This is a genomic window from Geodermatophilus sp. SYSU D01105 (assembly GCF_054050095.1).
In genome coordinates this window covers 53,503-75,832 of the sequence record NZ_JBJGYR010000011.1, presented here as the reverse complement: position 1 = coordinate 75,832, position 22,330 = coordinate 53,503, and the positions used below count along the sequence as shown (strand labels likewise).

General features: G+C 73.9%; 16 protein-coding genes and 1 riboswitch. Of the genes, 7 read left to right on the top strand and 9 right to left on the bottom strand.

Translation table 11 applies throughout. The features are described from left to right. Positions 1 to 74: 74 nt before the first annotated feature. The 5 genes from ACI79I_RS12315 (at position 75) to ACI79I_RS12295 (ending at position 6,183) form a co-directional block, all read left to right on the top strand. Positions 75 to 1,310, top strand: a complete 1,236-nt coding sequence (locus tag ACI79I_RS12315) for a M20 family metallo-hydrolase (RefSeq protein ID WP_456992625.1) — start codon at positions 75 to 77, stop codon at positions 1,308 to 1,310. Between the two features lie 43 nt (positions 1,311 to 1,353). Continuing rightward, on the top strand, positions 1,354 to 2,475 hold the full coding sequence (locus ACI79I_RS12310; protein WP_456992624.1) for a class II histone deacetylase: 1,122 nt from the start codon (positions 1,354 to 1,356) through the stop codon (positions 2,473 to 2,475). Between the two features lie 76 nt (positions 2,476 to 2,551). Beyond that, the gene (locus tag ACI79I_RS12305; RefSeq protein ID WP_456992623.1) at positions 2,552 to 3,352 is read left to right on the top strand and encodes an SDR family NAD(P)-dependent oxidoreductase; all 801 of its coding nucleotides are present in this window, start codon (positions 2,552 to 2,554) and stop codon (positions 3,350 to 3,352) included. 31 nt (positions 3,353 to 3,383) lie between these two features. After that, on the top strand, positions 3,384 to 5,396 hold the full coding sequence (locus tag ACI79I_RS12300; protein ID WP_456992622.1) for a primary-amine oxidase: 2,013 nt from the start codon (positions 3,384 to 3,386) through the stop codon (positions 5,394 to 5,396). A 148-nt stretch (positions 5,397 to 5,544) separates the two neighbouring features. After that, a complete protein-coding gene (locus ACI79I_RS12295) occupies positions 5,545 to 6,183 on the top strand; it encodes an isochorismatase family cysteine hydrolase (RefSeq protein ID WP_456992621.1) in 639 nt (212 codons plus the stop codon). 232 nt (positions 6,184 to 6,415) lie between these two features. On the opposite strand, the gene ACI79I_RS12290 is transcribed toward ACI79I_RS12295, so the two are convergent. The 3 genes from ACI79I_RS12290 to ACI79I_RS12280 all read right to left on the bottom strand — a co-directional run bounded on the left by ACI79I_RS12290 (position 6,416) and on the right by ACI79I_RS12280 (position 10,597). Next, positions 6,416 to 7,483, bottom strand: a complete 1,068-nt coding sequence (locus ACI79I_RS12290) for a DNA polymerase domain-containing protein (protein ID WP_456992620.1) — start codon at positions 7,481 to 7,483, stop codon at positions 6,416 to 6,418. A 48-nt stretch (positions 7,484 to 7,531) separates the two neighbouring features. Continuing rightward, the gene (locus tag ACI79I_RS12285; RefSeq protein WP_456992619.1) at positions 7,532 to 9,088 is read right to left on the bottom strand and encodes an alpha/beta hydrolase; all 1,557 of its coding nucleotides are present in this window, start codon (positions 9,086 to 9,088) and stop codon (positions 7,532 to 7,534) included. Between the two features lie 435 nt (positions 9,089 to 9,523). Next, entirely contained in the window at positions 9,524 to 10,597 is a 1,074-nt protein-coding gene (locus ACI79I_RS12280; protein ID WP_456992618.1) for an ATP-dependent DNA ligase, read from the bottom strand. Between the two features lie 98 nt (positions 10,598 to 10,695). Here ACI79I_RS12280 and ACI79I_RS12275 point away from each other — a divergent pair, with 98 nt between their 5' ends. After that, positions 10,696 to 13,260 (top strand): ATP-binding protein, encoded by a 2,565-nt coding sequence (locus ACI79I_RS12275; protein ID WP_456992617.1) that lies wholly within the window; start codon positions 10,696 to 10,698, stop codon positions 13,258 to 13,260. Here the strand turns inward: ACI79I_RS12275 and ACI79I_RS12270 are convergent. Next, the gene (locus ACI79I_RS12270; RefSeq protein ID WP_456992616.1) at positions 13,250 to 13,612 is read right to left on the bottom strand and encodes a peroxiredoxin; all 363 of its coding nucleotides are present in this window, start codon (positions 13,610 to 13,612) and stop codon (positions 13,250 to 13,252) included. The genes ACI79I_RS12275 and ACI79I_RS12270 overlap by 11 nt on opposite strands. Before the next feature lie 276 nt (positions 13,613 to 13,888). Here ACI79I_RS12270 and ACI79I_RS12265 point away from each other — a divergent pair, with 276 nt between their 5' ends. After that, on the top strand, positions 13,889 to 14,128 hold the full coding sequence (locus ACI79I_RS12265; RefSeq protein WP_456992615.1) for a hypothetical protein: 240 nt from the start codon (positions 13,889 to 13,891) through the stop codon (positions 14,126 to 14,128). 68 nt (positions 14,129 to 14,196) lie between these two features. Here the strand turns inward: ACI79I_RS12265 and ACI79I_RS12260 are convergent, their stop codons facing one another. From ACI79I_RS12260 to glgX, 5 genes are all read right to left on the bottom strand, one after another. Further along, positions 14,197 to 14,919 (bottom strand): dihydrofolate reductase family protein, encoded by a 723-nt coding sequence (locus ACI79I_RS12260; protein ID WP_456992614.1) that lies wholly within the window; start codon positions 14,917 to 14,919, stop codon positions 14,197 to 14,199. A gap of 1 nt (position 14,920) precedes the next feature. Next, positions 14,921 to 16,672: a malto-oligosyltrehalose trehalohydrolase gene (treZ, locus tag ACI79I_RS12255; protein ID WP_456992613.1), complete on the bottom strand. Its 1,752-nt coding sequence runs from the start codon at positions 16,670 to 16,672 to the stop codon at positions 14,921 to 14,923. Positions 16,673 to 16,914: 242 nt separating this feature from the next. Beyond that, positions 16,915 to 17,487: a transglycosylase family protein gene (locus tag ACI79I_RS12250; RefSeq protein ID WP_456992612.1), complete on the bottom strand. Its 573-nt coding sequence runs from the start codon at positions 17,485 to 17,487 to the stop codon at positions 16,915 to 16,917. Positions 17,488 to 17,510: 23 nt separating this feature from the next. Next, positions 17,511 to 17,620: riboswitch (cyclic di-AMP (ydaO/yuaA leader) on the bottom strand. Positions 17,621 to 17,876: 256 nt separating this feature from the next. Further along, entirely contained in the window at positions 17,877 to 20,204 is a 2,328-nt protein-coding gene (treY, locus tag ACI79I_RS12245; protein WP_456992611.1) for a malto-oligosyltrehalose synthase, read from the bottom strand. Further along, positions 20,201 to 22,312 carry a glycogen debranching protein GlgX gene (glgX, locus tag ACI79I_RS12240; protein WP_456992610.1) on the bottom strand — a complete coding sequence of 704 codons (2,112 nt, stop codon included), beginning with the start codon at positions 22,310 to 22,312 and terminating at the stop codon, positions 20,201 to 20,203. Before glgX ends, treY begins: the two co-directional genes overlap by 4 nt. Between the last annotated feature and the right edge of the window lie 18 nt (positions 22,313 to 22,330).

Sequence of the window (22,330 nt, the reverse complement as noted above, 5' to 3'; positions counted from 1 at the left end):
CCGCACCGCACGACCGGTGCCCGACGTTCCCGGGGTCACCCGGCCCGGGGACCACCCGCGAAGAGAGGCCCACCGTGAACGAGCAGGACGTCCTCGACGACTTCACCGCCTTGTCCGCCATCGGCGCGACCCCGGCCGGGGGCGTCGATCGCCAGGCCGGGACGCCGGCCGACGGCGAGGCCCGTCGCTGGCTGGTCGACTGGCTGACCCGGAGCGGCTTCACCGTCACGGTCGACCGGATCGGCAACGTGTTCGGGACGGTCGACCTGGTGCCCGGCGCGCCCTACGTCCTCGTCGGCTCCCACCTCGACTCCCAGCCGACGGCCGGGCGCTTCGACGGCGCCTACGGGGTGCTCGCCGCCGCGCACGCGGCCCGCCGGGTCGTCGCCGCGGTCGAGGCGGGCGAGGTGACCCCCCGCTACAACGTCGCCGTCGTCGACTGGTTCAACGAGGAGGGCAGCCGGTTCACCCCGAGCATCATGGGCAGCAGCGTCTACTGCGGCACCCTCGACCTCGACGCGGCGCTGGCCGCGCGGGACCTCGCCGGCACCAGCGTCGAGGAGGCACTCACCGCCATCGGGTTCCTCGGCGAGGGCACGCCCCCCACGGCGGCCTGCTACGCCGAGATCCACATCGAGCAGGGGCGCGTGCTGGAGCGGCTCGGCGTCGACATCGGCCTCGTGGAGTCGAACTGGTCCGCCCGCAAGTACGAGATCGTCGTCCACGGTCAGCAGAGCCACACCGGTGCGACGGTGATGGCCGACCGGCACGACGCCCTGCTGGGCGCCGCCCGCCTGGTCTGCTCCGCGCGGGACCTCGTCGACGGGTTCCCCGAGGGCGCGCTGCTCACCGCCGTCGGCCGGATGACCGTCCACCCCAACTCGCCCGTCGTCGTCCCGAGCGAGGTGCGGCTGAGCCTCGACGTCCGCTCGGCCGACGCCGAACTGATCGAGCAGGCGCACGGCCGGCTGCTCGCGGGCTTCACGGCCATCGAGCAGGAGGCCGCGGTCGAGGTGGAGGTCGCGAGCTCGTCCCTGCGGCCGGCCCGGCCCTTCCCGGTCGAGGGCGTCGACCTGGCCGAGGCGGTCGTGAAGGAGGCCGGTGTCACCAGCCACCGGATGCTCACGATGGCCGGCCACGACGCCATCCCGATGAACACGCTCGTGCCGACGGTGCTCCTGTTCGTGCCCAGCGTCGAGGGGGTCTCCCACAACGAGGCCGAGCTGACCCACGACGAGGACGTCCTGCGCGGCGTGGACGTGCTGACCCGGCTGTGCACCCGGCTCGTCGAGGGAGCCCTCGCCGGGTGACCCCCCGGCTGACCCACCAGTCATCGACCGACGAGGAGCGGCAGTGACCACCGGCTACGTCTGGCACGAGATCTACGCATGGCACGACACCAACCTCAACCGGCTGGGCCACGCCCCCGCCGGCCCGACCGCGCAGCCGTTCCCGCACGCGGAGAGCCCCGAGACCAAGGCCCGGCTGGCCGGGCTGGTGGAGGTCTCCGGGCTGCTGGACGAGCTGGTCAAGATCCCGGCGCGCACGGCCGGCGAGGAGGACCTGCTGCGGGTCCACACGAGCGCCCACGTGGAGTCGATCAAGGCGCAGAGCGCGGCCGGTGGGGGCGACGCCGGTGACGGCGTCACGCCGTTCGGGCGCGGGTCGTACGAGATCGCCCGTCTGGCCGCCGGCGGGACGATCGCGGCCACCGAGGCCGTGCTGCGCGGCACCGTCGACAACGCCTACGCGCTCGTCCGCCCGCCGGGACACCACGCCACCCGGGAGCAGGGCATGGGGTTCTGCCTGTTCGCCAACGTCGCCGTGGCGATCGAGTGGGCGCGGGCGCACCACGGCGTGGAGCGGGTCGCCGTCGTCGACTGGGACGTGCACCACGGCAACGGCACCCAGTCGGTCTTCGAGGCCGACCCCGACGTCCTCACCGTCTCGCTGCACCAGGACGGCCTGTTCCCGGTGCTGTCCGGGGGGTTGGAGGAACGCGGTGTCGGAGCGGGGGAGGGATCGGTCCTCAACGTCCCCCTGCCCGCGGGGACCGGGAACGGCGGCTACGTCGACGCACTCCGCGACGCCGTCGTCCCGGCCCTCACCGCTTTCCGGCCCGAGCTGCTCCTGGTGGCCAGCGGGTTCGACGCCAGCGCCATGGACCCCCTGGGCAACATGGTGGTGACCTCGTCCGGCTACCGGGCGATGACCCGCATCCTGCTCGACGCCGCGGCCGACCTGTGCGACGGGCGGCTGGTCATGTCCCACGAGGGCGGCTACTCGCCGGTCTACGTGCCCTACTGCGGGCTCGCCGTGCTGGAGGAGCTCTCCGGTCACCGCACCGGCGTCCTCGACCCCTTCGAGCACGGCTACATCGAGCTGCCGGCCCAGACCACGACCGAGGCGCAGCGGGCGGTCATCGAGGCCGCGGCCGACCTGGCCGCACAGCTCCGGATCACCGCCGCGCCCTGAGGGCCGGCCACCTCTCCGCGCGGGCCGGCCCGGCGTCGGCCCGCGACCCAGCAGGACTCACGAAAGGGAACCCCCAGTGATCGACCTCTCCGGGAAGACCGCCGTGGTGACAGGCGGGTCGCGCGGCATCGGCCGCGCCACGGCGCTCACGCTGGCGCGAGCCGGCAGCCGCGTCGTGATCGCCGACCGCAGCGACGCCCTCCGGACCGACGGCGCCTCCACCTCCGACCTGATCCGGGCCGCGGGAGGGAGCGCCGAGTCGGTGGTGCTGGACGTGTCCTCGTCGGCGGCCGTGGACGCGGTGTTCGACGACGTCGCCGACCGCCACGGCATCGACGTCCTCGTCAACAACGCCGGGGTCCTCGCCGCCGGCTCCGTGACCGAGACCTCCGACGAGGCCTGGCGGTCGCTGTTCGCGGTCAACGTCGACGGCACCTTCTACTGCATGCGGGCCGCGTTGCGGCACATGGTGGCGGCCGGACGCGGCGGCAAGGTGGTCAACGTGACGTCGATCAGCGGGCTGCGGGCCAATCCCGGGTTCGCCGGTTACTGCGCGGCCAAGGGAGCCCTGGTCAACCTGACCCGGCAGGCCGGGATCGACTACGCCGCGGCAGGCATCAACGTCAACTCGGTCGCTCCCGGGTTCGTCGAGACCGACATGACGGCGATCTACGACGCCCCGATCCGCCGGGCACTGGAGGGGCAGACGCCGAACGGCAGGTGGGCCACGGCCCAGCAGATCGCCGACACGATCCTCTTCCTCTCCTCGAGCCTGTCCGACCACATCTGCGGCGAGATCGTCACCGTCGACGGCGGCTGGCTGGTCGGGACCCCGGTCGTGGTGGAGGAGACGACGGCCGCGGTGGCCGCCGCGTGACCGGGGACCGGACGACGAGGAGGGGACGGCGATGACGCTGATCGAGGGGACCGGGCAGGAACTCCGGACGCCGGGGCTGGTGCCCGCACACCCGCTGGAGCCCCTGACCCCTGCGGAGCTGTCCGCCGCCGCGGCCGTCATCCGAGGGGCGGAGGTGATCCCGGACGACGTCCGGTTCGTCTACCTGGAGCTGGCCGAGCCGCCCAAGGACGTGATGCTGTCCTGGGTCCCGGGTGCCGACTGGGACCGGCAGGTGCGGGCGGTGCTGCGCAGCCCGCGCGAGCGGGCGACCTACGAGGCCGTCGCATCGCTCCGCACCGGCACCCTGGCGTCCTGGCGACACGTCGACGGAGTGCAGCCGCCGATGACGGCGGAGGAGTTCATGGCCTGCGAGGACGCCGTCCGTTCCGACGAGCGCTGGCGGTCGGCCATGCGGGCACGCGGCCTGGAGGACTTCTCCCTGGCCATGCTCGACCCGTGGGCATCGGGCTACACCGGCCCGGAGGACGACCCCGGCAGGCGCCGGCTCGCCCGCCCGCTGACCTTCGTCCGGACCACGCCCGACGACAACGGGTACGCCCGTCCGGTCGAAGGGCTGGTCGTCACGGTGGACCTGGACGCGATGACGGTGGTGGACGTCGTCGACCACGGCGTCGTCCCGCTGCCGCCGCAGCCGGGCAACTACCTGCCGGAGCTGCTGACCGAACCGGGGAACGTGCCTGCGTTCACCAGCGTGCGCGAGCCGATGAAGCCGATCAGCATCACCCAGCCGGAGGGCCCCAGCTTCACCGTCGCCGGGCACTCCGTCGCATGGGGACCCTGGCGGCTGCGGATCGGCTTCACCCCCCGCGAGGGCCTGGTGCTGCACGACGTCGGCTACGTGGACAAGGGGACGCTGCGCCCGGTGGTGTACCGGGCGTCGCTGTCGGAGATGTACGTGCCCTACGGCGACCCGCGGCCCACGCACTGGAACAAGAACGTCTTCGACATGGGCGAGTACGGGCTGGGCTGGCTGGCCAACCCGCTCGAGCTCGGCTGCGACTGCCTGGGCGAGATCCACTACTTCGACGCGTACGTCAACGACCAGGACGGCGAGCCGGTGCGCATCGGCAACGCGATCTGCATGCACGAGGAGGACGCCTCGATCGGCTGGAAGCACACCGACTTCCGCACCGGCCGGGCCGAGGTCCGCCGGAACCGGCGCCTGGTGATCTCCTTCATCGCCACGGTCGGCAACTACGACTACGGCTTCTACTGGAACCTGTACCTCGACGGGACGATCGAGTTCGAGGTCAAGCTGACCGGCATCCTCTCGACCGGAGCACTCCCGGTCGGGCAGGACCCCGTCTGGGGGACCACGGTGGCGCCGGGGCTGATGGCCCCCAACCACGAGCACTACTTCAGCGTCCGGCTGGACATGCAGGTCGACGGTCAGCGGAACAACCTCTTCGAGGTCGACTCGGTGTCCGAACCAGCCGGGCCGCAGAACCCGTACGGCAACGCGTGGCGCAGCCGCAAGCGGCACCTGACCAGTGAGTCGGAGGCCCAGCGGCTGCCCGACTCGCTGACCGGCCGCGCCTGGGTGGTCAGCAGTGCCGACACGACGACGTCCCTCGGCGCCCGGCCCAGCTACAAGATCGAACCCGGTCAGTACACGGCACCGCTGTGGCAGGAGGGTTCGGAGCAGGCCGCCCGTGGTGGCTTCGCCACCCGGCAGCTGTGGGCCACCCCGTACGACCCGGAGCAGCGGTTCGCTGCCGGCGACTACGTGGCACAGAACCCCGGGCCCGACGGCCTGGTCGCCTACACCGCAGCTGACCGGTCGCTCGTCGACGCCGACCTCGTCCTCTGGTACACGGCGGGGGCGCACCACGTCGTGCGCCCCGAGGACTGGCCGGTGATGCCGGTCAGCAGGGTGGGCTTCCACCTCAAGCCGTTCGGCTTCTTCGACGGCAACCCGATGCTGGACCTGCCCGCGGAGGGCGGTCACTGCGCCCCCACGGTCGCGGGTGGCTGCGGCGACGGCTGTACCTGCGGTCACTGACCGACCCGGGCGGGCGGTGCGGACCGCCGACCGCCACCCACGGCCGCACCGCCCGCCCGACGACGACCGACTCGTCGTCGGGCGGGCGGACCGGGCCTCGGCGGGTCGGCGGTAGCCGAACCGCCCGTGGCCCTGCCAGGCTCCCGCCATGCAACAGGCCTTCGGCATGACGATCCCGGACACGGTGGCCGAGATGTGCCGACCTCACACGACCGCGGTGCTGGTCTATGACGCGCAGGAGGGCATCCTGGCCCACGTCCGCGACCGCGTCGGCCTGGTCCAGCGGCTCACCGCCGTCCTGCGGGCGGCGCGGGCAGCCGGTGTGCCCGTGGTCTACGTCCGGCACGTCTCCCTGCCGCCGTCCCACATGGGCGTGGCCGCGCTGCGCACCGCGATGGCCTGGCAGCGGGTGAGCCGCGCCGAGGAGGTCACGGCGGCCTTCCCGCCGGGCGCGGCCCACACGGAGATCGTGGCGGAGCTCGCCCCCACCGGCGACGAGCCGGTGTTCGACAAGCTCGGCATGTCGGCGCTGGTCGGCACGCCGCTGGAGGCCGTGCTCCGCGACCGGGGCGTGACGACGCTGGTGTTGGTCGGCGCGGTGCTCGAGATCGGGATCGAACCCACCGCGCGGCATGCCGCCGACCTCGGCTTCCTCCCCGTCGTGGTCGAGGACGCCTGCGGCGTCGTGGACCGCGAGGCAGCCCAGCGGTCGCTGGCCAGCCTCGACTACAGCCTGCTGACCTACCGCTGCCGCAGCGAGGACGTCATCGACGCCCTGCGGCAGTGACCTGCCGACCCGAGGCGGCAGCCCACCGCTGCGGCACCCGTCGTCGGCCGCCGCGACCGGGCTGTCCGCTGCGGATGAGGCGGCGGTGTGGCCGGGTCTCGTGTTCCGTTCGGGCTCCGGCAGCGACCCAGCTCCGCAGGACTACCCCACTGGAGAGGCACAGGAGACTGCCGCGCAGGCTCGTGCGCGCCCGGTGGGAGAGCGCTGGGCGTGTGCGTCATCCAGCGTCCGGTCACCCGTCCGCGCTGGTCGGACGCTTCGCTCGGCTGGGCTGCACGCGCATCGGCTCGCCCGGCATCTTCGGGTAGTCCGGGGGATAGGGCAGGTCGCCGAGGCCCTCGTCCCGCGCCTGCCGCTCGGCGAGCTCCAGCAGCGGCTCGATGCCGAAGGCGTGGTCGGAGAGGCCGGCGTGCTTGTCGCCGACCTCCTTGAACCGGGCCGGCATCGTCAGGACGTCGAAGTCGAAGGGCGTGACGTCGGGCAGCTCGTCCCAGTCCAGCGGCGCGGAGACCGGCGCGTGCGGCTTGGGCCGGATGGAGTAGGCGCTGGCGATGGTGCGGTCCCGGGCCATCTGGTTGTAGTCGATGAAGATCTTCTCCCCGCGCTCCTCCTTCCACCACGACATCGTCACGCGGTCGGGGAGGCGCCGTTCCAGCTCGCGGCCGAAGGCGATGACCGCCCGGCGCACCTCGGGGAAGGTCCAGCGCGGCTGGATGGGCACGTAGACGTGCACCCCGCGCCCACCGGAGGTCTTCGGCCACCCCTGCATGCCGAACTCGGCCAGCAGCTCGCGCACGTGCGGTGCCACCCACACCGCGTCGGCGAAGTCGGTGCCCGGCTGGGGGTCGAGGTCGATGCGGATCTGGTCGGGGGACTCGACGTCCCCCTTCGACACCGGCCACGGGTGGAAGGTCAGCGTGCCGAGGTTGGCGCACCAGGCGACGACGGCCACCGAGTCCGGCGCGACCTCGTCGGCGGTGCGGCCGCTGGGGAAGGTGATGTGCGCCGTCGGCACCCAGTCGGGGGCGTTCTTCGGCACCCGCTTCTGGTAGAAGGCGTCGCCGGTGTTGTCCACGCGCGTCGAGATCCGCGCGCCTTCGAACACACCACCGGGCCAGCGCTCGAGCGTGGTCGGCCGGTCCCGCAGCGCGTGGAGGATGCCGCCGCCGACGGAGATGAAGTACTCGACGACGTCGATCTTCCGGATGCCGCGCTCGGCGAAGTACGGCTTCTCCGGGTTGGAGACCCGCACCTCGTGCCCGTCCACCTGCAGGACGACGGCGTCCTTCGACGACGCCATCAGCGCACCGGCCTGTCGCTCGTGGTCACCCGGCGCACCCTAGGGCGCTCAGGCCGGGCACGTCAGCCCGTCCTGCGGCACGGTCAGCCCAATGAGGTAGCCGTTGACCGCCGCGTTCACGCAGTCGGTCTTCGGGTAGGCGGTGTGCCCCTGGCCCTGCCAGGTCAGCAGGACGCCGGAGGTGAGGTCCTCGGCCATGTCCTGGGCGCCGGGCAGAGGGGTGACCGGGTCACCGGAGTTGCCGATGACGAGGATCGGCGCGCTGCCCTCCGCATCGCGCTGCGGCACGGGGGTCCGCTCGGCGTCCCAGACCGAGCAGGTGTACAGGCCGGCGGCGGCGCCCGCGCCGAACAGCGGGTAGCGCTGGCCCCAGTCGGCGGCGAGGGTGCGGATCTCCTCCTCCGACACCTGCTGGTCGGGGTCGGCGTCGGCGCAGTTGATCGCCAGGTTGGCGTCGATGAGGTTGGAGTAGGTGCCGTCCTGCAGCCGGCCGTAGTAGGAGTCGGCCAGCGAGAACAGCTGCTGGGAGTCACCCTGTCGCGCCGCGGCGAGACCCTGCGCCAGCTGCGGCCAGGCGCTGGTCGTGTACAGCGCGGCCTGGATCGCAGTCATCACCACGCCCGGGGTGGCCTGTCGCGTCTCGCCCTCGCGCGCGCTGGGGATGGGGGTCTGGGCGGCCTGGGCCAGCAGGTCGTTGACGAACGTCCGCGGGTCGCCGCCGAGCGGGCAGCCGGCGACCAGCGTGACGCAGTTGCCGCCGAAGGCGTCGAACCCCGCCTCGAAGCCGGCCGCGCTCGCCTCGGCGTCCGCCCTCGGGTCGGTGTCGGGGTCGACGGCGGCGTCGAGCACCAGCGCGCGCACGCGGTCGGGGAAGAGCTCGGCGTAGGTGGAGCCGAGGGTGGTGCCGTAGGAGTAGCCGAGGTAGGTGAGCTGCTCGTCGCCGAGGGACTGCCGGAGCAGGTCCATGTCCCGCGCCGTGTTGACCGTGGAGAAGCTGCCGAGCGCGTCGCCGTACTCCTCCTCGCAGCCGTCGGCGGCCTCGTCGGCCAGCGCGAACACCGTGTCGAGCTGCTGCTCGTTGGTCGGGCGGGGTTCGGCGGCCACGATCCGGTCCTTCAGCTCGTCGGGGACGCACTCCACCGGCGTGGACAGCCCGACCCCGCGCGGGTCGAAGCCGATCAGGTCGAAGCGACGCAGCACGTCCTCGGGCAGGGTCAGTGCGCGGCCGATCGCCGCGTCGGCACCGGAGGCGCCCGGTCCACCGGGGTTCATCACCAGCGAGCCGATCCGCTCGGTCTGGCCGGCGAGCCGTGCCCGCACCAGGAAGATCGGCATGGTCGCGCCCTGCGGCTCGTCGTAGCTGATCGGCACCTCGGTGCGACCGCACTCGAAGGCGATGTCCCGCTCGCTGCCCGGGCTGCCGGCGATCAGCCCCGAGATCTGCTCGTCGCAGTCGGTCCAGGAGATCTCGCGCGCCTCGGGCTCGGCCGGGGTCGTGGGGGACGGCGTGGGGTCCGCGGCCGTCGAGTCGGAGAACGAGGTGCAGCCGGAGACGGCCAGCAGCACTCCGGAGACGGCGGCGACGAGGCCGCGGGACAGGCGCATGATCACGAGCCTATGAGGCTCCCGGCGAGCCCGCAGGGACGGCCGTCAGCCCACCACGTGTCCTGGACGACACCCGGGCGCTGCGATGCTCCCCGGCTGTCAGCCGGCGGTGCCTCCTGGCCGGCTTCCGCGCCCGGGTCCGCTCCTCGCTCGCTGGCGCTCGCTGCGATGCCCCCCGGGCTGTCAGCCGGCGGTGCCTCCTGGCCGGCTTCCGCGCCCGGGTCCGCTCCTCGCTCGCTGGCGCTCGCTGCGATGCTCCCCGGGCTGTCAGCCGGCGGTGCCTCCTGGCCGGCTTCCGCGCCCGGGTCCGCTCCTCGCTCGCTGGCGCTCGCTGCGATGCTCCCCGGGCTGTCAGCCGGCGGTGCCTCCTGGCCGGCTCCCGCGCCCGGGTCCGCTCCTCGCTCGCTGGCGCTCGCTGCGATGCTCCCCGGGCTGTCAGCCGGCGAGGACCTCGGCGAGGTCGTAGCGCACCGGGACCTCCAGCTGCTCGTAGGTGCAGCTGCGCGGCTCCCGGTCGGGGCGCCAGCGCAGGAACTGCCCGGTGTGCCGCAACCGCCGGCCCTCCAGCTGGTCGTACTTGATCTCGACGACGAGCTCCGGCCGCAGCGGCACCCAGGAGAGGTCCTTGCCGGCGTTCCAGCGGCTGACCGCGCCCGGCATGCGGTCCCCGTTGCCGTTCCCGGTGTCCGCGTTGGCCCAGTCCGCCCAGGGGTGCCCCTCCAGGGCCTCGGTGCGGTAGGGCGCCAGCTCCTCGACCAGCTCGGCCCGCCGGGCCATCGGGAAGGAGGCAGCGACCCCGATCGACTGCAGGGTGCCGGCGTCGTCGTAGAGGCCCAGCAGCAGCGACCCCACGATCGGCCCGCTCTTGTGCCACCGGAAACCGGCGACCACGCAGTCGGCGGTGCGCACGTGCTTGACCTTGGTCATCAGCCGCTGGTCGGGTCCGTAGAGCACGTCGGCGGGCTTGGCGACGACGCCGTCCAGCCCGGCACCCTCGAACTCCTCGAACCACCGCTGCGCGGTCGCCTGGTCCTGGGTGATGGCGGTGACGTGCACCGAGTCCGTGCCCGCGCCGATCACCTCCCGCAGCCGCGCCTGCCGCTCCGCGAACGGGGTCTCCATCAGCGACTCGTCACCGACGGCGAGCAGGTCGAAGGCGACGAAGGACGCCGGGGTCTGCTCGGCCAGCAACCGGACGCGCGACTCGGCCGGGTGGATCCGCTGCAGCAGCGCCTCGAAGTGCAGCCGGTCACCCTGCGGCACGATGATCTCGCCGTCGACGACGCAGCGCTCGGGCAGCGCGGCCTTGACCGCCTCGACGACCTCGGGGAAGTAGCGGGTCAGCGGGCGCTCGTTGCGGCTGCCCAGCTCCACCTCGTCGCCGTCCCGGAAGACGATGCAGCGGAAGCCGTCCCACTTCGGCTCGTAGTACATGCCTTCTGCGGTGGGCACCTTGGTCACGGCCTTGGCCAGCATCGGCTTGACCGGGGGCAGCACGGGCAGGTCCATGCTGGTCAGTCAAGCAGTCACCGGGGATTCGGGGCATGCATCGGCAGAGTGACGGTCGACCGTGTCCTCGCCGACGCGTGCGGCGCTAGCGTGCGGGCGTGGACCTGCTGGAGCGGGACGGTCCCATCCGGTCGCTCACCGCGGCCTGCGACCGGGCCGCCCGCGGCCGCGGCGGCGTGGTGCTGGTGACCGGCGAGCCGGGCATCGGCAAGACCGCGCTGGCCACCGCCTTCGCCGACCGTCTCCTCGGCGGTCGGGTGCTGCTCGGCCGGTGTGACGACCTGGCCACGCCCCGTCCGCTGGGGCCCCTGAGGGACCTGGCCGGCGCCGTCGGCGGGCCGCTGTCGCGGTCGCTGGCCGAGGGGGCGCCGCCGTCCGAGGTGCACGACCGGCTCCTGGGCGAGCTGGCCGCCCCACCGCACCCGACGGTGCTGGTGCTCGAGGACGTGCACTGGGCCGACGACGCCACCGTCGACGTCATCACCACCGTGGGACGCCGGATCGCCGGGCTCCCCGCGGTCCTCGTGCTCACCTACCGGGACGGCGACCTGCCCGCCGGCCACGCCCTGCACCGTGCGGTCGCCGGCCTGCCCACGCCGGCCGTGACCCGGCTGCCGCTGGCGCCGCTGTCGCCCGAGGCGGTGGCCGTCCTCGTCGGGGAGGGCGCCGAGCGGGTGCACGCGGTCACCGGCGGCAACCCGTTCTACGTCACCGAGCTCCTCGACGCGCCGCGCGGAGAGCTGCCGCCGTCGGTGGCCGCGGCCGTCGCCGGCCGGGTCGCGTCGCTGGACCCTGCCGCCCGCCACCTCGTCGAGCTGGTGTCGGTCGTGCCCTCACGCATGGACGCGGGGCTGCTCGACACCGTCCTGCCCGGCTGGCCGGCCGCGGCCGAGCAGCCCGAGCAGCGCGGCCTGCTCCAGGTCGGTCCCGGGCACGTGGCCTTCCGCCACGAGCTGACGCGGCAGGCGGTGCTCGGCGCGCTGTCGGGAGCCGCCCGGCGCCGGCGGCACGCCGAGGTGCTGGCGGGCCTGCTCCGGCGCGGCGCCGACCCGGCCGACCTGGTGCACCACGCCGAGGCCGCCGGGGACGGGGAGGTCCTGGCCGCGTGGGCTCTCCCGGCCGCCCGGCACGCCGCAGCGCAGGAGTCCAGTCGGGAGGCCTACGCGCACTACCGGCGGGCGGGGCGGTTCGCCGGCCGGCTGCCCGATCCGGAGCGGGCCCGGGTCTGGGAGGAGGCCTCCTCCGCGGCGTACCGGGTCGGCCGGATCCCGGAGGCGCTGACCGCGGTCGACGACGCAGCAGCCGCCTTCGGAGCGGCCGGTGACCGCGCCGGGGTGGGCCGCTGCGCCCGGCTGCGGTCCCGGCTGCACTGGTACGCCGGCGAGGGCGACGCCGCGCGGCGGGAAGCACGCAGGGCCGTCGAGGTCCTGGAGCCGCTCGGCGAGTCACCGGAGCTGGCCGCCGCGTGCAGCAGCCTGTCCCAGCTCGCGATGCTGGCCGACGACCACGCGGAGTGCCGGAGCTGGGGACGGCGGGCCGCCGAGATGGCGCAGCGGGTGGGAGACCCGGCGACGTACGCGCACGCCAGGGTCAACATCGGGGTCACCGAGGCCTACGAGGACCCGGACGCGACGGCCACCCTCGAGGAGGCGCACCGTGCGGCCGACGCCTGCGGAGAGCGGCACGAGGCCGTGCGGGCCCTGGTCAACGCCGCCTGGGCGCAGCTGTTGTGGGTGCGGCCCGACGAGGCCCGCCGGCTGGCCGAGCGCGCGCGGGAGTACGCGACCGCCCACGAGGTCGACCAGCTCGGCGCCTACCTCGACGTCACCATCGCCTGGCTGCGGGCACGCGCGGGGGAGTGGGAGGCGGCTGCCCGGGTGGCCGGCGCGGCGGTCGGAGCGGAGGCCACGGTCACCCGGCTGCTGGCCGCCACGGTGCTCGCCGAGGTCGCCGTCCGTCGCGGGGACGCCGACGCCGCCGCGCGCCTGGCCGACGTCGCGGCCCGGGCCGACCGCACGGGGGAGCTGCAGCGGATCGAACCCGTGCTCGAGCTGGAGGTCGAGCACGCCCTGCTGACCGGCGGCCCGCTGCCCGTGGGGCGCATCGCCCGGGCGGTGACCCTCGCCTGGGAGACCGGCTGCACGCGGTGGGGTGGGGGCCGGCTGGCCGCGTGGGCGGCGGTGGCCGGGTACCCCGTCGACGTCGACGGCCCGGCGGCGGCACCGCACGCGGCGGTGCTGGCCGGGGACTGGGCCGCGGCCGCGGACGCGTTCGGCGCCATCGGCTGGCCCTACGACCGCGCCCTGGCGTCGTCCTTCCTCGACGACCCGACGGCGCTCGCCGAGGCGCTGGAGACCGCCCGCGCGCTGGGCGCAGCTCCGCTGGCGGCGCACGTGGGACGGCGGATGCGGGCCCTCGGCCACCCGGTGCCGCACGGCCGCCGCACCTCGACCCGCACCAACCCCGCCGGGCTGACCGCGCGGCAGGTCGAGGTGCTGCGACTGCTCGCCGAGGGGCTGACCAACACCGAGATCGCCGACCGACTGGTGGTGTCACCGCGCACGGCCGAGCACCACGTCGAGGCGGTCCTCGCCAAGCTCGCCGTCCCCACCCGGCGCGACGCCGCCCGGCAGGCGGCCGCGCTGGGGTTGCTCAGTAGCTGAAGGTCGTGGCCCCCTCGTCGCCGATCCACTCCCACAGCGGCACCGTCCCGGCGAGCTCGGCGCCCTTGATCAACCCGGCAGCGTCGAGCTGCTTGGCGTTGAAGCAGATGGGGCAGACGAACATCCGGCCGCCCGCCGCGGTGTAGCGCTCGAACAGGCTGGTCAGCGAGGGGCAACCCTCGCACGCGGTCCCGGTCGCCACCCCGTCGAGGGCCAGCCGCACCGCCTCCTTGGCGAGGAACATGGCGGTCGGCCGGCCGGACTCCGCCGCACCGACGGCCATGAGCATCGCGACGGTGACCTTCTCGGGGTCCTCGAGGCCGGTCGTCAGGCTCACCACTGCCTTGCCCATGTCGTCCTCCTGAGTCGAGGGCGGACCGCGCGGGTCCGATACGGGCGACGCTAGGGCGGAGGCCGGCCTCGTTCATGGGTCGCAGGTCCCCATCTGTGCGGTCCGGCTCCCCACGGGAGCGGTGCGCCGACAGAGCGGTGCGCAGGGCGTCGGAGGTACCGGACCGGAGACATGCAGGGGCTGCTCGGCTACGGGGACGCGGTGCGGCTGGTGGGCTGAGCCGAGGACGCGGTCTCGGGCGGCGCACCCGCGGAGGGACCGTTAGCGTGCGCGGGCATGGAGGTCTCGGAGTACCGGCCCGACATGACCTACCGCGCCCGCTCGGTGACCCTGGCCGGCGACGGGGACGCGCCGCTGCAGGAGGTGGTGGTGCGCTTCGCCGACGGGCTGCTGCTCGTCGAGGCGGAGGGGGCGGTGCGCGCGGTGCCGCTGCACCGGGTCGTCGAGGTGACCGGCCTCGAGCCCGCCGAGAAGGTCGACGCCGACCAGGTGACCGTCCCCGTCCGCGTCCGGTAGTCAGCCGACGGGCCACCGATCGGCTCCGGTCCTCGCTCGCTGCCCTCGCTGCGATGCTCCCGGGGCCGTCAGCCGACGGCGTACCGGGTGAACAGGACGCCGTCCTCCTCGAGCACCTGCCGGAGCTCCAGCCGGACGGCGTCGGGGAGCGGCGCCGTGAGCAGGTGCGGCTCCCCGGCGCCCACGAGGGCGGGCACCACGCTCAGGTCCAGCTCGTCCACCACCCCGGCGGCCAGCGCCGAGGCCAGCAGCGCCGGACCCCCCTCGCACAGCACCTGCTCGAGTCCGCGCGTGGCGAGCGCGTCCAGCGCCGAGGGCAGGTCCACGTCGTCTTCCCCGCAGACCAGGACGGTCACCCCCGCGTCGGCGAGCGCGGCACGGCGCCCGGGGTCGGCGGCCGCGCAGGTGACCAGCAGCGTCGAGGGCACGGCCAGCCGGTCGCCGGGGGTCAGGGACGCCCGCCGCGACACGACGGCGACCGGCGCCGACGCCGGCCGGCCCAGCGCGGTCCGCAGCGCCCCCACGGTCGGGTCGGCCGCCACGGGCCGGTAACCCTCGGTCGCCGCCGTCCCGTGCCCGACGAGCACCACGTCGGCCAGCGCCCGCAGCAGCCGGAAGACCCGCTTGTCGCCGGGCGACCCCAGGCCCCCGCTGCGGCCGCCGACGGTGATCGCGCCGTCCAGCGAGGCCACGAAGTCCACCCGCAGCGACCGCCCCGGCGGCAGCCGGTAGGCCTCGACCAGGGCGTCGTCGTCGAGGTCGGCCGCCGGCCCGGGCAGCAGGCGGCGCACGTCAGGAGGTGGTGACCACGGCCGCGCTCTCGGCCGGCATCGTCACCGTCGTCCGGTCGATCCGCGGTTCCTCGCCGGTGGCGAACAGGACCCCGGAGGCCGGCCGGTCCAGGTCGACCTCCCGCGGCTCGCCGGCCAGGTTGGCCACCACGCGCAGCGCGCCCCGGTGGACGACCAGCCAGCGGTCCTCGTCGTCCCAGCTGACCGCGACCCGGGACAGGTCGGGGTCGACCAGGTCCGGCTGCGCGCGGCGCAGCGCCAGGAGCGCGCGGTGCACCGCCAGCAGACGGGCGTGCGGCTCCTCCTCGACCTCGTTCCAGTCCAGCTTCGAGCGGGTGAAGGTCTCGGGGTCCTGCGGGTCGGGCACGACGGCGGCGTCCCACCCGTGCTCGGCGAACTCGCCGATCCGCCCCTCGGCGGTGGCCTTGCCCAGCTCCGGCTCCGGGTGGCTGGTGAAGAACTGCCACGGGGTGCTCGCGCCCCACTCCTCGCCCATGAACAGCATGGGGGTGAACGGGCTGGTCAGCACGATCGTCGCCCCGACGGCGAGCAGGCCGGGGGAGAGGGAGGCCGAGATGCGGTCGCCGACGGCGCGGTTGCCGATCTGGTCGTGGTCCTGCAGGTAGCCGAGGAACTTCCAGCCCGGCAGCTCGTCGACGTCGACCGGCCGGCCGTGGTGCCGGCGGCGGAAGCTGGACCACGCGCCGTCGTGGAAGTAGGCGCCGGTCAGCGTCTTGGCCAGCCCGGACAGGCCCGCAGCAGCGAAGTCGGCGTAGTAGCCCTGGCCCTCGCCGGTGAGGGTCGAGTGCAGCGCGTGGTGGAAGTCGTCGCTCCACTGCGCGGTCAGCCCCATGCCGCCGGCCACCCGCGGGGTGACCAGGCGCGGGTCGTTGAGGTCACTCTCGGCGATGAGGGTCAGCGGGCGCCCCTCGGCCACCGACAGCCGGTCGACCTCCTGCGCCATCTCCTCCAGCACGTGGGTGGCCCGCTCGTCGACCAGCGCGTGGACGGCGTCGAGCCGGAGGGCGTCGACGTGCATGTCCCGCAGCCACATGAGCGCGTTGTCGATGATGTACCGGCGCACCTCGTCGGAGTCCGGCCCGGACAGGTTGATCGAGTTGCCCCAGGTGTTGGCACCCTCGGCGAAGATCGGCATGAACTGCGGCAGGTAGTTCCCGGACGGGCCGAGGTGATTGTAGACGACGTCCTGGACGACGGCCAGCCCGCGCTGGTGGCAGGCGTCGACGAACCGCTGGTAGGCGGCCGGGCCGCCGTAGTCCTCCTGCACCGCGTACCAGAGGACGCCGTCGTAGCCCCAGTTGTGGGTGCCGTTGAAGCCGTTGACCGGCAGCAGCTCGACGAAGTCGACACCGAGCTCGACCAGGTGGTCCAGCCGTTCGATCGCCGCGTCGAGCGTGCCCTCCGGGGTGAACGTGCCGACGTGCAGCTCGTAGACCACACCGCCGGCCAGCGGGCGCCCCGTCCACGCCGCGTCGCCCCACGCGTACGCCGACGGGTCGAACCGGCGGGAGGGCCCGTGCACCCCCTCGGGCTGCCGGCGCGAGCGCGGGTCGGGGTGGACCTTCTCGTCGTCGTCGAGGAGGAAGCCGTAGTCGGCCTCCGGCCCGGCCTCGACCTCGGCGCGCCACCAGCCGCCGTCGTCCCGGTGCATCTCGTGCACGGAGCCGTCGACCTGGAGCCGGACCCGCTTCGGCAGCGGTGCCCAGACGGAGAACTCGACGGGTGCGGACATGCGCAGTGCCTCCACGCGGGACGAGACGGGGACTGGCCGGAGGGCCGGGATCGGGACGGATCATGCCCGCACACCCGGCGGCCAACCGTGGGTTCCGGGCACGGTCCGCGGAGGAGGGAGCGCAGGGCCGACCGGGCTGGGTCGCCCGTCCACGGCGGGAGCGGGACACCTCCGGACCAGCTGCCGGCCCCGCGCGCGGCGGGGCCCGGCCGGGAGCGCACCGGCCGGGCCCCGCGGTCCGGTCAGACCCGGAGCGTCTGACCCACGCGGATCACGTTCGGGTCGCTGACCTGGTCCCGGTTCAGCTCCCACAGCCCGCGCCAGCCGCCCTCGGTGCCGTGGCGGGCGGCGATGGAGCCGAGGGTGTCCCCGGCCTGGACGACGTGGCTGCCGGTCGCCGCCCGGTCCGCCCGCGAGGCCTGCTCCGGTTCGGCGGCCGGCGCCGGCGACTGGACCGCGGCGGTCAGGTGCCTGCCGCAGGTCGGCCACGCGCCGATGCCCTGGCCGTCGAGCGTGCGCTCGGCGACCACGATCTGCTGCTCCTTGCTGGCCAGGTGGGCGTTGGACGCGAACTCGCGGCCGCCGTAGGCGGCCCAGGTGCTGGCGCTGAACTGCAGGCCGCCGTAGTAGCCGTTGCCGGTGTTGATCTGCCAGTTCCCGCCCGACTCGCACTGGGCGACGCCGTCCCAGTTGTGCTCCGCGGCCTGAGCCGTGCCGGGGAGCGCGAGGGCGGAGAGCGCCGCCGCGCCGGTGAGGACGACGGCGCCGCGGCGCAGGCCGCGTGCGGGCGTGCGGGATCGGTCGTGCTGGGGCATGGGGGTCCTCCGATCGGCCGCCGGCGGGGTTAGCTGTCGGGTTCGGACGATCGGTGCCCGGCCGCGGATCGCGGCTTCACCCCCAGACGCGCTGCGCACACCTCGCGCGGGGCGTCGTAGGTGGGTCCCCCACCCCCGTCCACGGTCGTGCAGAGGTCCGCTCGCCGCCGGACGGGGTTGGGCGGGACGGCGCCGGGCCCGGCGGGGAGCCGGACGCCGCGAACGCTAGGTGGGCGTGCCGCACCCGGCCTGTCGGCAGGGGGGCGGGGCACGGCCCTCCTGCGACAGGCCGGGCGGGAGCGGCGCACCGCCCCCGCCCCGCTGCGCTTCGTGACGGACGTGGCCCCTGCGGGGTCCCGCCGCGAGCCCGGTGGCGTGGTGGTCCTGCGTCAGTCCCGCACGAGCAGGGCGACCGGCAACCGCTCCAGCGCTGCCCCGACGGGGAGCCCGGCGGCGTCCGAGACGTACCGCCCACCGGTGAGCAGGTCCCGCCACGCCCCGTTGGGCAGTTGCAGCGCGGTGTCGCCCCAGCCACCGGCGCCGGCCAGCCCGACCGGGAGGCGGGTCGCGACGGTCACCGCGCCGCCGCGGTCGAAGGCGACGACGTGGTCGGCCGCCGTGCCCGTGGCCGTCACCGGCTCGTACCCGGTGAACCACTCCGGGTGCTCGCGGCGGGCGCGCAGGGTCCGGGAGACCACGAGCAGCTTCGCCGCGCCCTCGGCGTCCACGGGCGGCACCCAACCCCCGTCGAGCCGGGCCAGCAGCCGCCGGCGCAGCGCGTAGTCCACCGGACGGCGGTTGTCCGGGTCGACCAGGGAGAAGTCCCACAGCTCGGTGCCCTGGTAGACGTCCGGGACACCGGGCATGGTCAGCTGCAGCAGCTTCTGCGACAGCGAGTTCGACCAGCCCGCCGGCGCGATCCGGGCGACGACGTCCTCGATCGCGCCGTGCGTCGCCTCGTCGTCGTAGGCCGCGTCGACCAGCGCGTGCAGCCGGGCCTCGAACTCCTCGTCCTGGTCGGTCCACGTCGTCGACGTGCCCGCCTCGCGAGCCGCCTTCTCCGCGTAGGCGTGCGCCCGCTCCCGGGACAGCGGCCAGGCGCCGACGAGGTTCTGCCACACCAAGGAGGCCAGCGGCCGGTCGGGCAGCGGGTGCCGGGCGAGCAGCTGGCGCACCAGCTGCGCCCAGTCGTCCGGCTGCTCGGCCAGCACCGCGAGCCGCGCCCGCACGTCCTCGCTGCGCTTGGTGTCGTGCGTCGACAGCGTCGTCATCGACTCCGGCTTGCGCGCCAGCCGGCGCTGCTGCGCCTCGTGGAACTCCGCCACCGTGCTGCCGAAGCGGGCCGGGTCGCCGCCGACCTCGTTGAGCGCGACGAACCGGGCCCACCGGTAGTAGGCGCTGTCCTCGACGCCCTTGGCCATGACCGGTCCGCTGGTCTGCTCGAAGCGGGTCGCCGCCTCGGTGCCGGCCTGGGACAGCACCGAGTGCAGCGCGTCGACGGCGCCGGCCAGGTCGGGACGGCGCTCCCGCACCGCGGCCACGGTCGCGTCGAGGTGCTCCCGGCCGTCGGGCAGGTAGGTGCGGTAGACCGGGAAGCTCGCCAGGAGCTCGGCCAGGGCCTCGGTCTGCTGCTCGCGGGAGATGCCGGGCAGCTCGCCGATGACCCGGACCAGGCGGGCCACCTCCGAGCCGAGCATCCCGTCGGTCACCTCGCGCTTGCAGGCGCGCACCAGCTCGGCGTAGTCGACCGGCCCGCCGGACAGCTCGGTGTCCAGCGCGGTGATCGCCGCCTCCCCGGCCGGGTCGACCAGCACGTCGTCGACCTCGGCCAGCGCGTCGTAGCCGGTGGTCCCCGCCGTCGCCCAGCTCTCCGGCAGGTCCTCCCCGGGCTCGAGGATCTTCTCCACCACGGTCCAGCGGCCGCCGGAGGCCTCGGCCAGCCGGTCGAGGTAGCCCTTGGGGTCGGCCAGCCCGTCGGGGTGGTCGATCCGCAGGCCGTCCACGGCGCCGGCCTCGACCAGCTCCAGGACCAGCCGGTGGGTCGCCGCGAAGACCTCCGGGTCCTCCGCCCGCAGCCCGGCCAGGGTGTTGATCGCGAAGAACCGCCGGTAGTTCAGGTCGGAGTCGGCCCGCCGCCAGTCGACCAGCTCGTAGTGCTGCCGGGCGTGCACCTCCTGCGGGGTGCCCTCCCCGGTCCCCGGCGCGATCGGGAACCGGTTGTCGTAGTACCGCAGCTCCCCGTCGACGACCTCGAGCTTCTCCACGTCCTCCGCCGAGCCGAGGACGGGGATGCGGACCTTGCCGCCGCCGAAGTCCCAGTCGATGTCGAAGGCCGCCGCGTGGGCGCTGTCCCGGCCGTGCTGGAGCACGTCCCACCACCACGGGGCCTCCGACGGGTCGGCGACGCCCATGTGGTTCGGCACCAGGTCCAGCACCAGGCCCAGGCCGCGCTCGTGCAGCGCGGCGACCAGCCGGTCGAACCCCTCGCGCCCGCCGCGCGACTCGTCGATGTGGGCGTGGTCGACGGTGTCGTAGCCGTGGGTGCTGCCCGCGGCCGAGCGCAGCAGGGGTGAGGAGTAGGCGTGGCTCACCCCGAGGTCGGCCAGGTAGCCGGCGAGCTCCGCGGCCCGGTCCAGGGGGGAGTCGGCGGTGACCTGCAGGCGGTAGGTCGCCGTCGGCACCTCGCGCCGGCGCTGCTCGCTGAGCGGCTCGCTCACAGCGCCGGACCCGTGAGGACGACGATCGAGCGCCCCTGCACCGTCACCGTCTCACCCGGCTTGCGCTCCACCGGCTCGACCTCGCCCATCTCCGCGGTGTCGAGCACCGTCGTCCAGCCCTGGGCGTAGTCCTCGCTGGGCAGGGTGAAGTCGATCGGCTCGTGGGAGGCGTTGAACGCCAGGTAGAAGTGGTCGTCCTTGACGTACTCCCCGCGCTCGTCCATCTCCCGGATGCCGAGGCCGTTGAGGTAGACCGCCAGCGACTTGGCGTAGCCGACGTCCCAGTCCTCGTCGGCCATCTGCTCGCCGTCGGGGGTCAGCCAGTCGATGTCGGCCACCGGCTCGCCCTGACCGCGGCGCACCGGGCGGCCGTGGAAGAACCGCCGCCGGCGGAACGTCGGGTGGTCGCAGCGCAGCTTGGTCACCGCCTTGGTGAACTCCAGCAGGCCCTCGTCGACGTCCTCCCAGTCGATCCAGGTCAGCTCGGAGTCCTGGCAGTAGCCGTTGTTGTTGCCGCCCTGGCTGCGGCCCAGCTCGTCCCCGTGCAGCAGCATCGGCACGCCCTGGCTCAGCATCAGCGTGGCGATGAAGTTGCGCCGTTGCTGCGCACGCAGCTGCAGGATCGCGGGGTCGTCGGTGGGGCCCTCGACACCGCAGTTCCAGCTGCGGTTGTGGCTCTCGCCGTCGTTGTTGTCCTCGCCGTTGGCCTCGTTGTGCTTCTCGTTGTAGGAGACGAGGTCGTTGAGCGTGAAGCCGTCGTGCGCGGTGACGAAGTTGATGCTCGCCACCGGGCGCCGCCCGGAGTGCTGGTACAGGTCCGCCGAGCCGGTGATCCGGCTGGCGAACTCGCCGACGGTGGCGTCCTCGCCGCGCCAGAAGTCCCGCACGGTGTCGCGGTACTTCCCGTTCCACTCGGTCCACAGCGCCGGGAAGTTGCCGACCTGGTAGCCGCCCTCGCCGACGTCCCACGGCTCGGCGATCAGCTTCACCTGGCTGACCACCGGGTCCTGGTGGACCAGGTCGAAGAAGGTCGCCAGCCGGTCGACGGCGTGCAGCTCCCGGGCGAGGGCCGAGGCGAGGTCGAACCGGAAGCCGTCGACGTGCATCTCGGTGACCCAGTAGCGCAGCGAGTCCATGATCAGCTGCAGCGACTGCGGCGTGCGGACGTTGAGGGTGTTCCCTGTGCCCGTGTAGTCCATGTAGTACTGCTCGTCGCCCTCGACGAGCTTGTAGTACGTGCGGTTGTCGATGCCGCGGAACGACAGCGTCGGGCCCAGGTGGTTGCCCTCGGCGGTGTGGTTGTAGACGACGTCGAGGATGACCTCGATGCCGGCCTCGTGCAGGGCGCGGACCATGCCCTTGAACTCCTGCACGTGCTGCCCGGCCGTCGTCGCGCTGGCGTACTCGTTGTGCGGCGCGAAGAAGCCGATCGTGTTGTAGCCCCAGTAGTTGCGCAGGCCCTTCTGCTGGAGGGTGTCGTCCTGCACGAACTGGTGCACCGGGAGCAGCTCGATCGCGGTGATGCCGAGGGACTGCAGGTGCTCGATCGTCGCCGGGTGGGCGATGCCGGCGTAGGTCCCGCGCAGCTCCTCGGGGATCCGCGGGTTGGTCATGGTCAGGCCCTTGACGTGGGCCTCGTAGATGACCGTCTTGTTGTAGGGCGTCTTCGGCGGGCGGTCCACGCCCCAGTCGAAGTACGGGTTGACGACGATGCTCTTGGGCATGTGCGCCGCGGAGTCCTCGTCGTTGCGCTCCTTGGTCTCGAAGTCGTAGCCGAAGACCGACTGGTCCCAGTCGATCTGGCCGTCGATCGCCTTGGCGTACGGGTCGAGCAGCAGCTTGTTCGGGTTGCAGCGCAGCCCCTGGGCGGGGTCGTAGGGCCCGTGCACGCGGAAGCCGTACTTCTGGCCGGGGTGCACCCCGGGGAGGAAGGCGTGCCAGACGTAGCCGTCCATCTCGGGGAGCCGGATGCGCTCCTCGTTGCCGTCGTCGTCGAACAGGCACAGCTCGACCTTCTCGGCGACCTCGCTGAAGATCGCGAAGTTGGTGCCGGTGCCGTCGTACGTGGCACCGAGGGGGTAGGCGCTACCGGGCCACACCTGGGTCATGAACGAGGTCCTCCTGCT

Excerpts from the sequence above, each read along its gene's own strand:
- ACI79I_RS12285 (WP_456992619.1), bottom strand. The coding sequence starts at position 9,088 with ATGCGCCTGTCCCGCGGCCTCGTCGCCGCCGTCTCCGGAGTGCTGCTG.
- ACI79I_RS12300 (WP_456992622.1), top strand. The coding sequence starts at position 3,384 with ATGACGCTGATCGAGGGGACCGGGCAGGAACTCCGGACGCCGGGGCTG.
- ACI79I_RS12290 (WP_456992620.1), bottom strand. The coding sequence starts at position 7,483 with ATGGCGTCGTCGAAGGACGCCGTCGTCCTGCAGGTGGACGGGCACGAG.
- glgX (WP_456992610.1), bottom strand. The coding sequence starts at position 22,312 with ATGACCCAGGTGTGGCCCGGTAGCGCCTACCCCCTCGGTGCCACGTAC.
- ACI79I_RS12280 (WP_456992618.1), bottom strand. The coding sequence starts at position 10,597 with ATGGACCTGCCCGTGCTGCCCCCGGTCAAGCCGATGCTGGCCAAGGCC.
- ACI79I_RS12265 (WP_456992615.1), top strand. The coding sequence starts at position 13,889 with ATGGAGGTCTCGGAGTACCGGCCCGACATGACCTACCGCGCCCGCTCG.
- ACI79I_RS12295 (WP_456992621.1), top strand. The coding sequence starts at position 5,545 with ATGCAACAGGCCTTCGGCATGACGATCCCGGACACGGTGGCCGAGATG.
- ACI79I_RS12250 (WP_456992612.1), bottom strand. The coding sequence starts at position 17,487 with ATGCCCCAGCACGACCGATCCCGCACGCCCGCACGCGGCCTGCGCCGC.
- ACI79I_RS12270 (WP_456992616.1), bottom strand. The coding sequence starts at position 13,612 with ATGGGCAAGGCAGTGGTGAGCCTGACGACCGGCCTCGAGGACCCCGAG.
- treZ (WP_456992613.1), bottom strand. The coding sequence starts at position 16,672 with ATGTCCGCACCCGTCGAGTTCTCCGTCTGGGCACCGCTGCCGAAGCGG.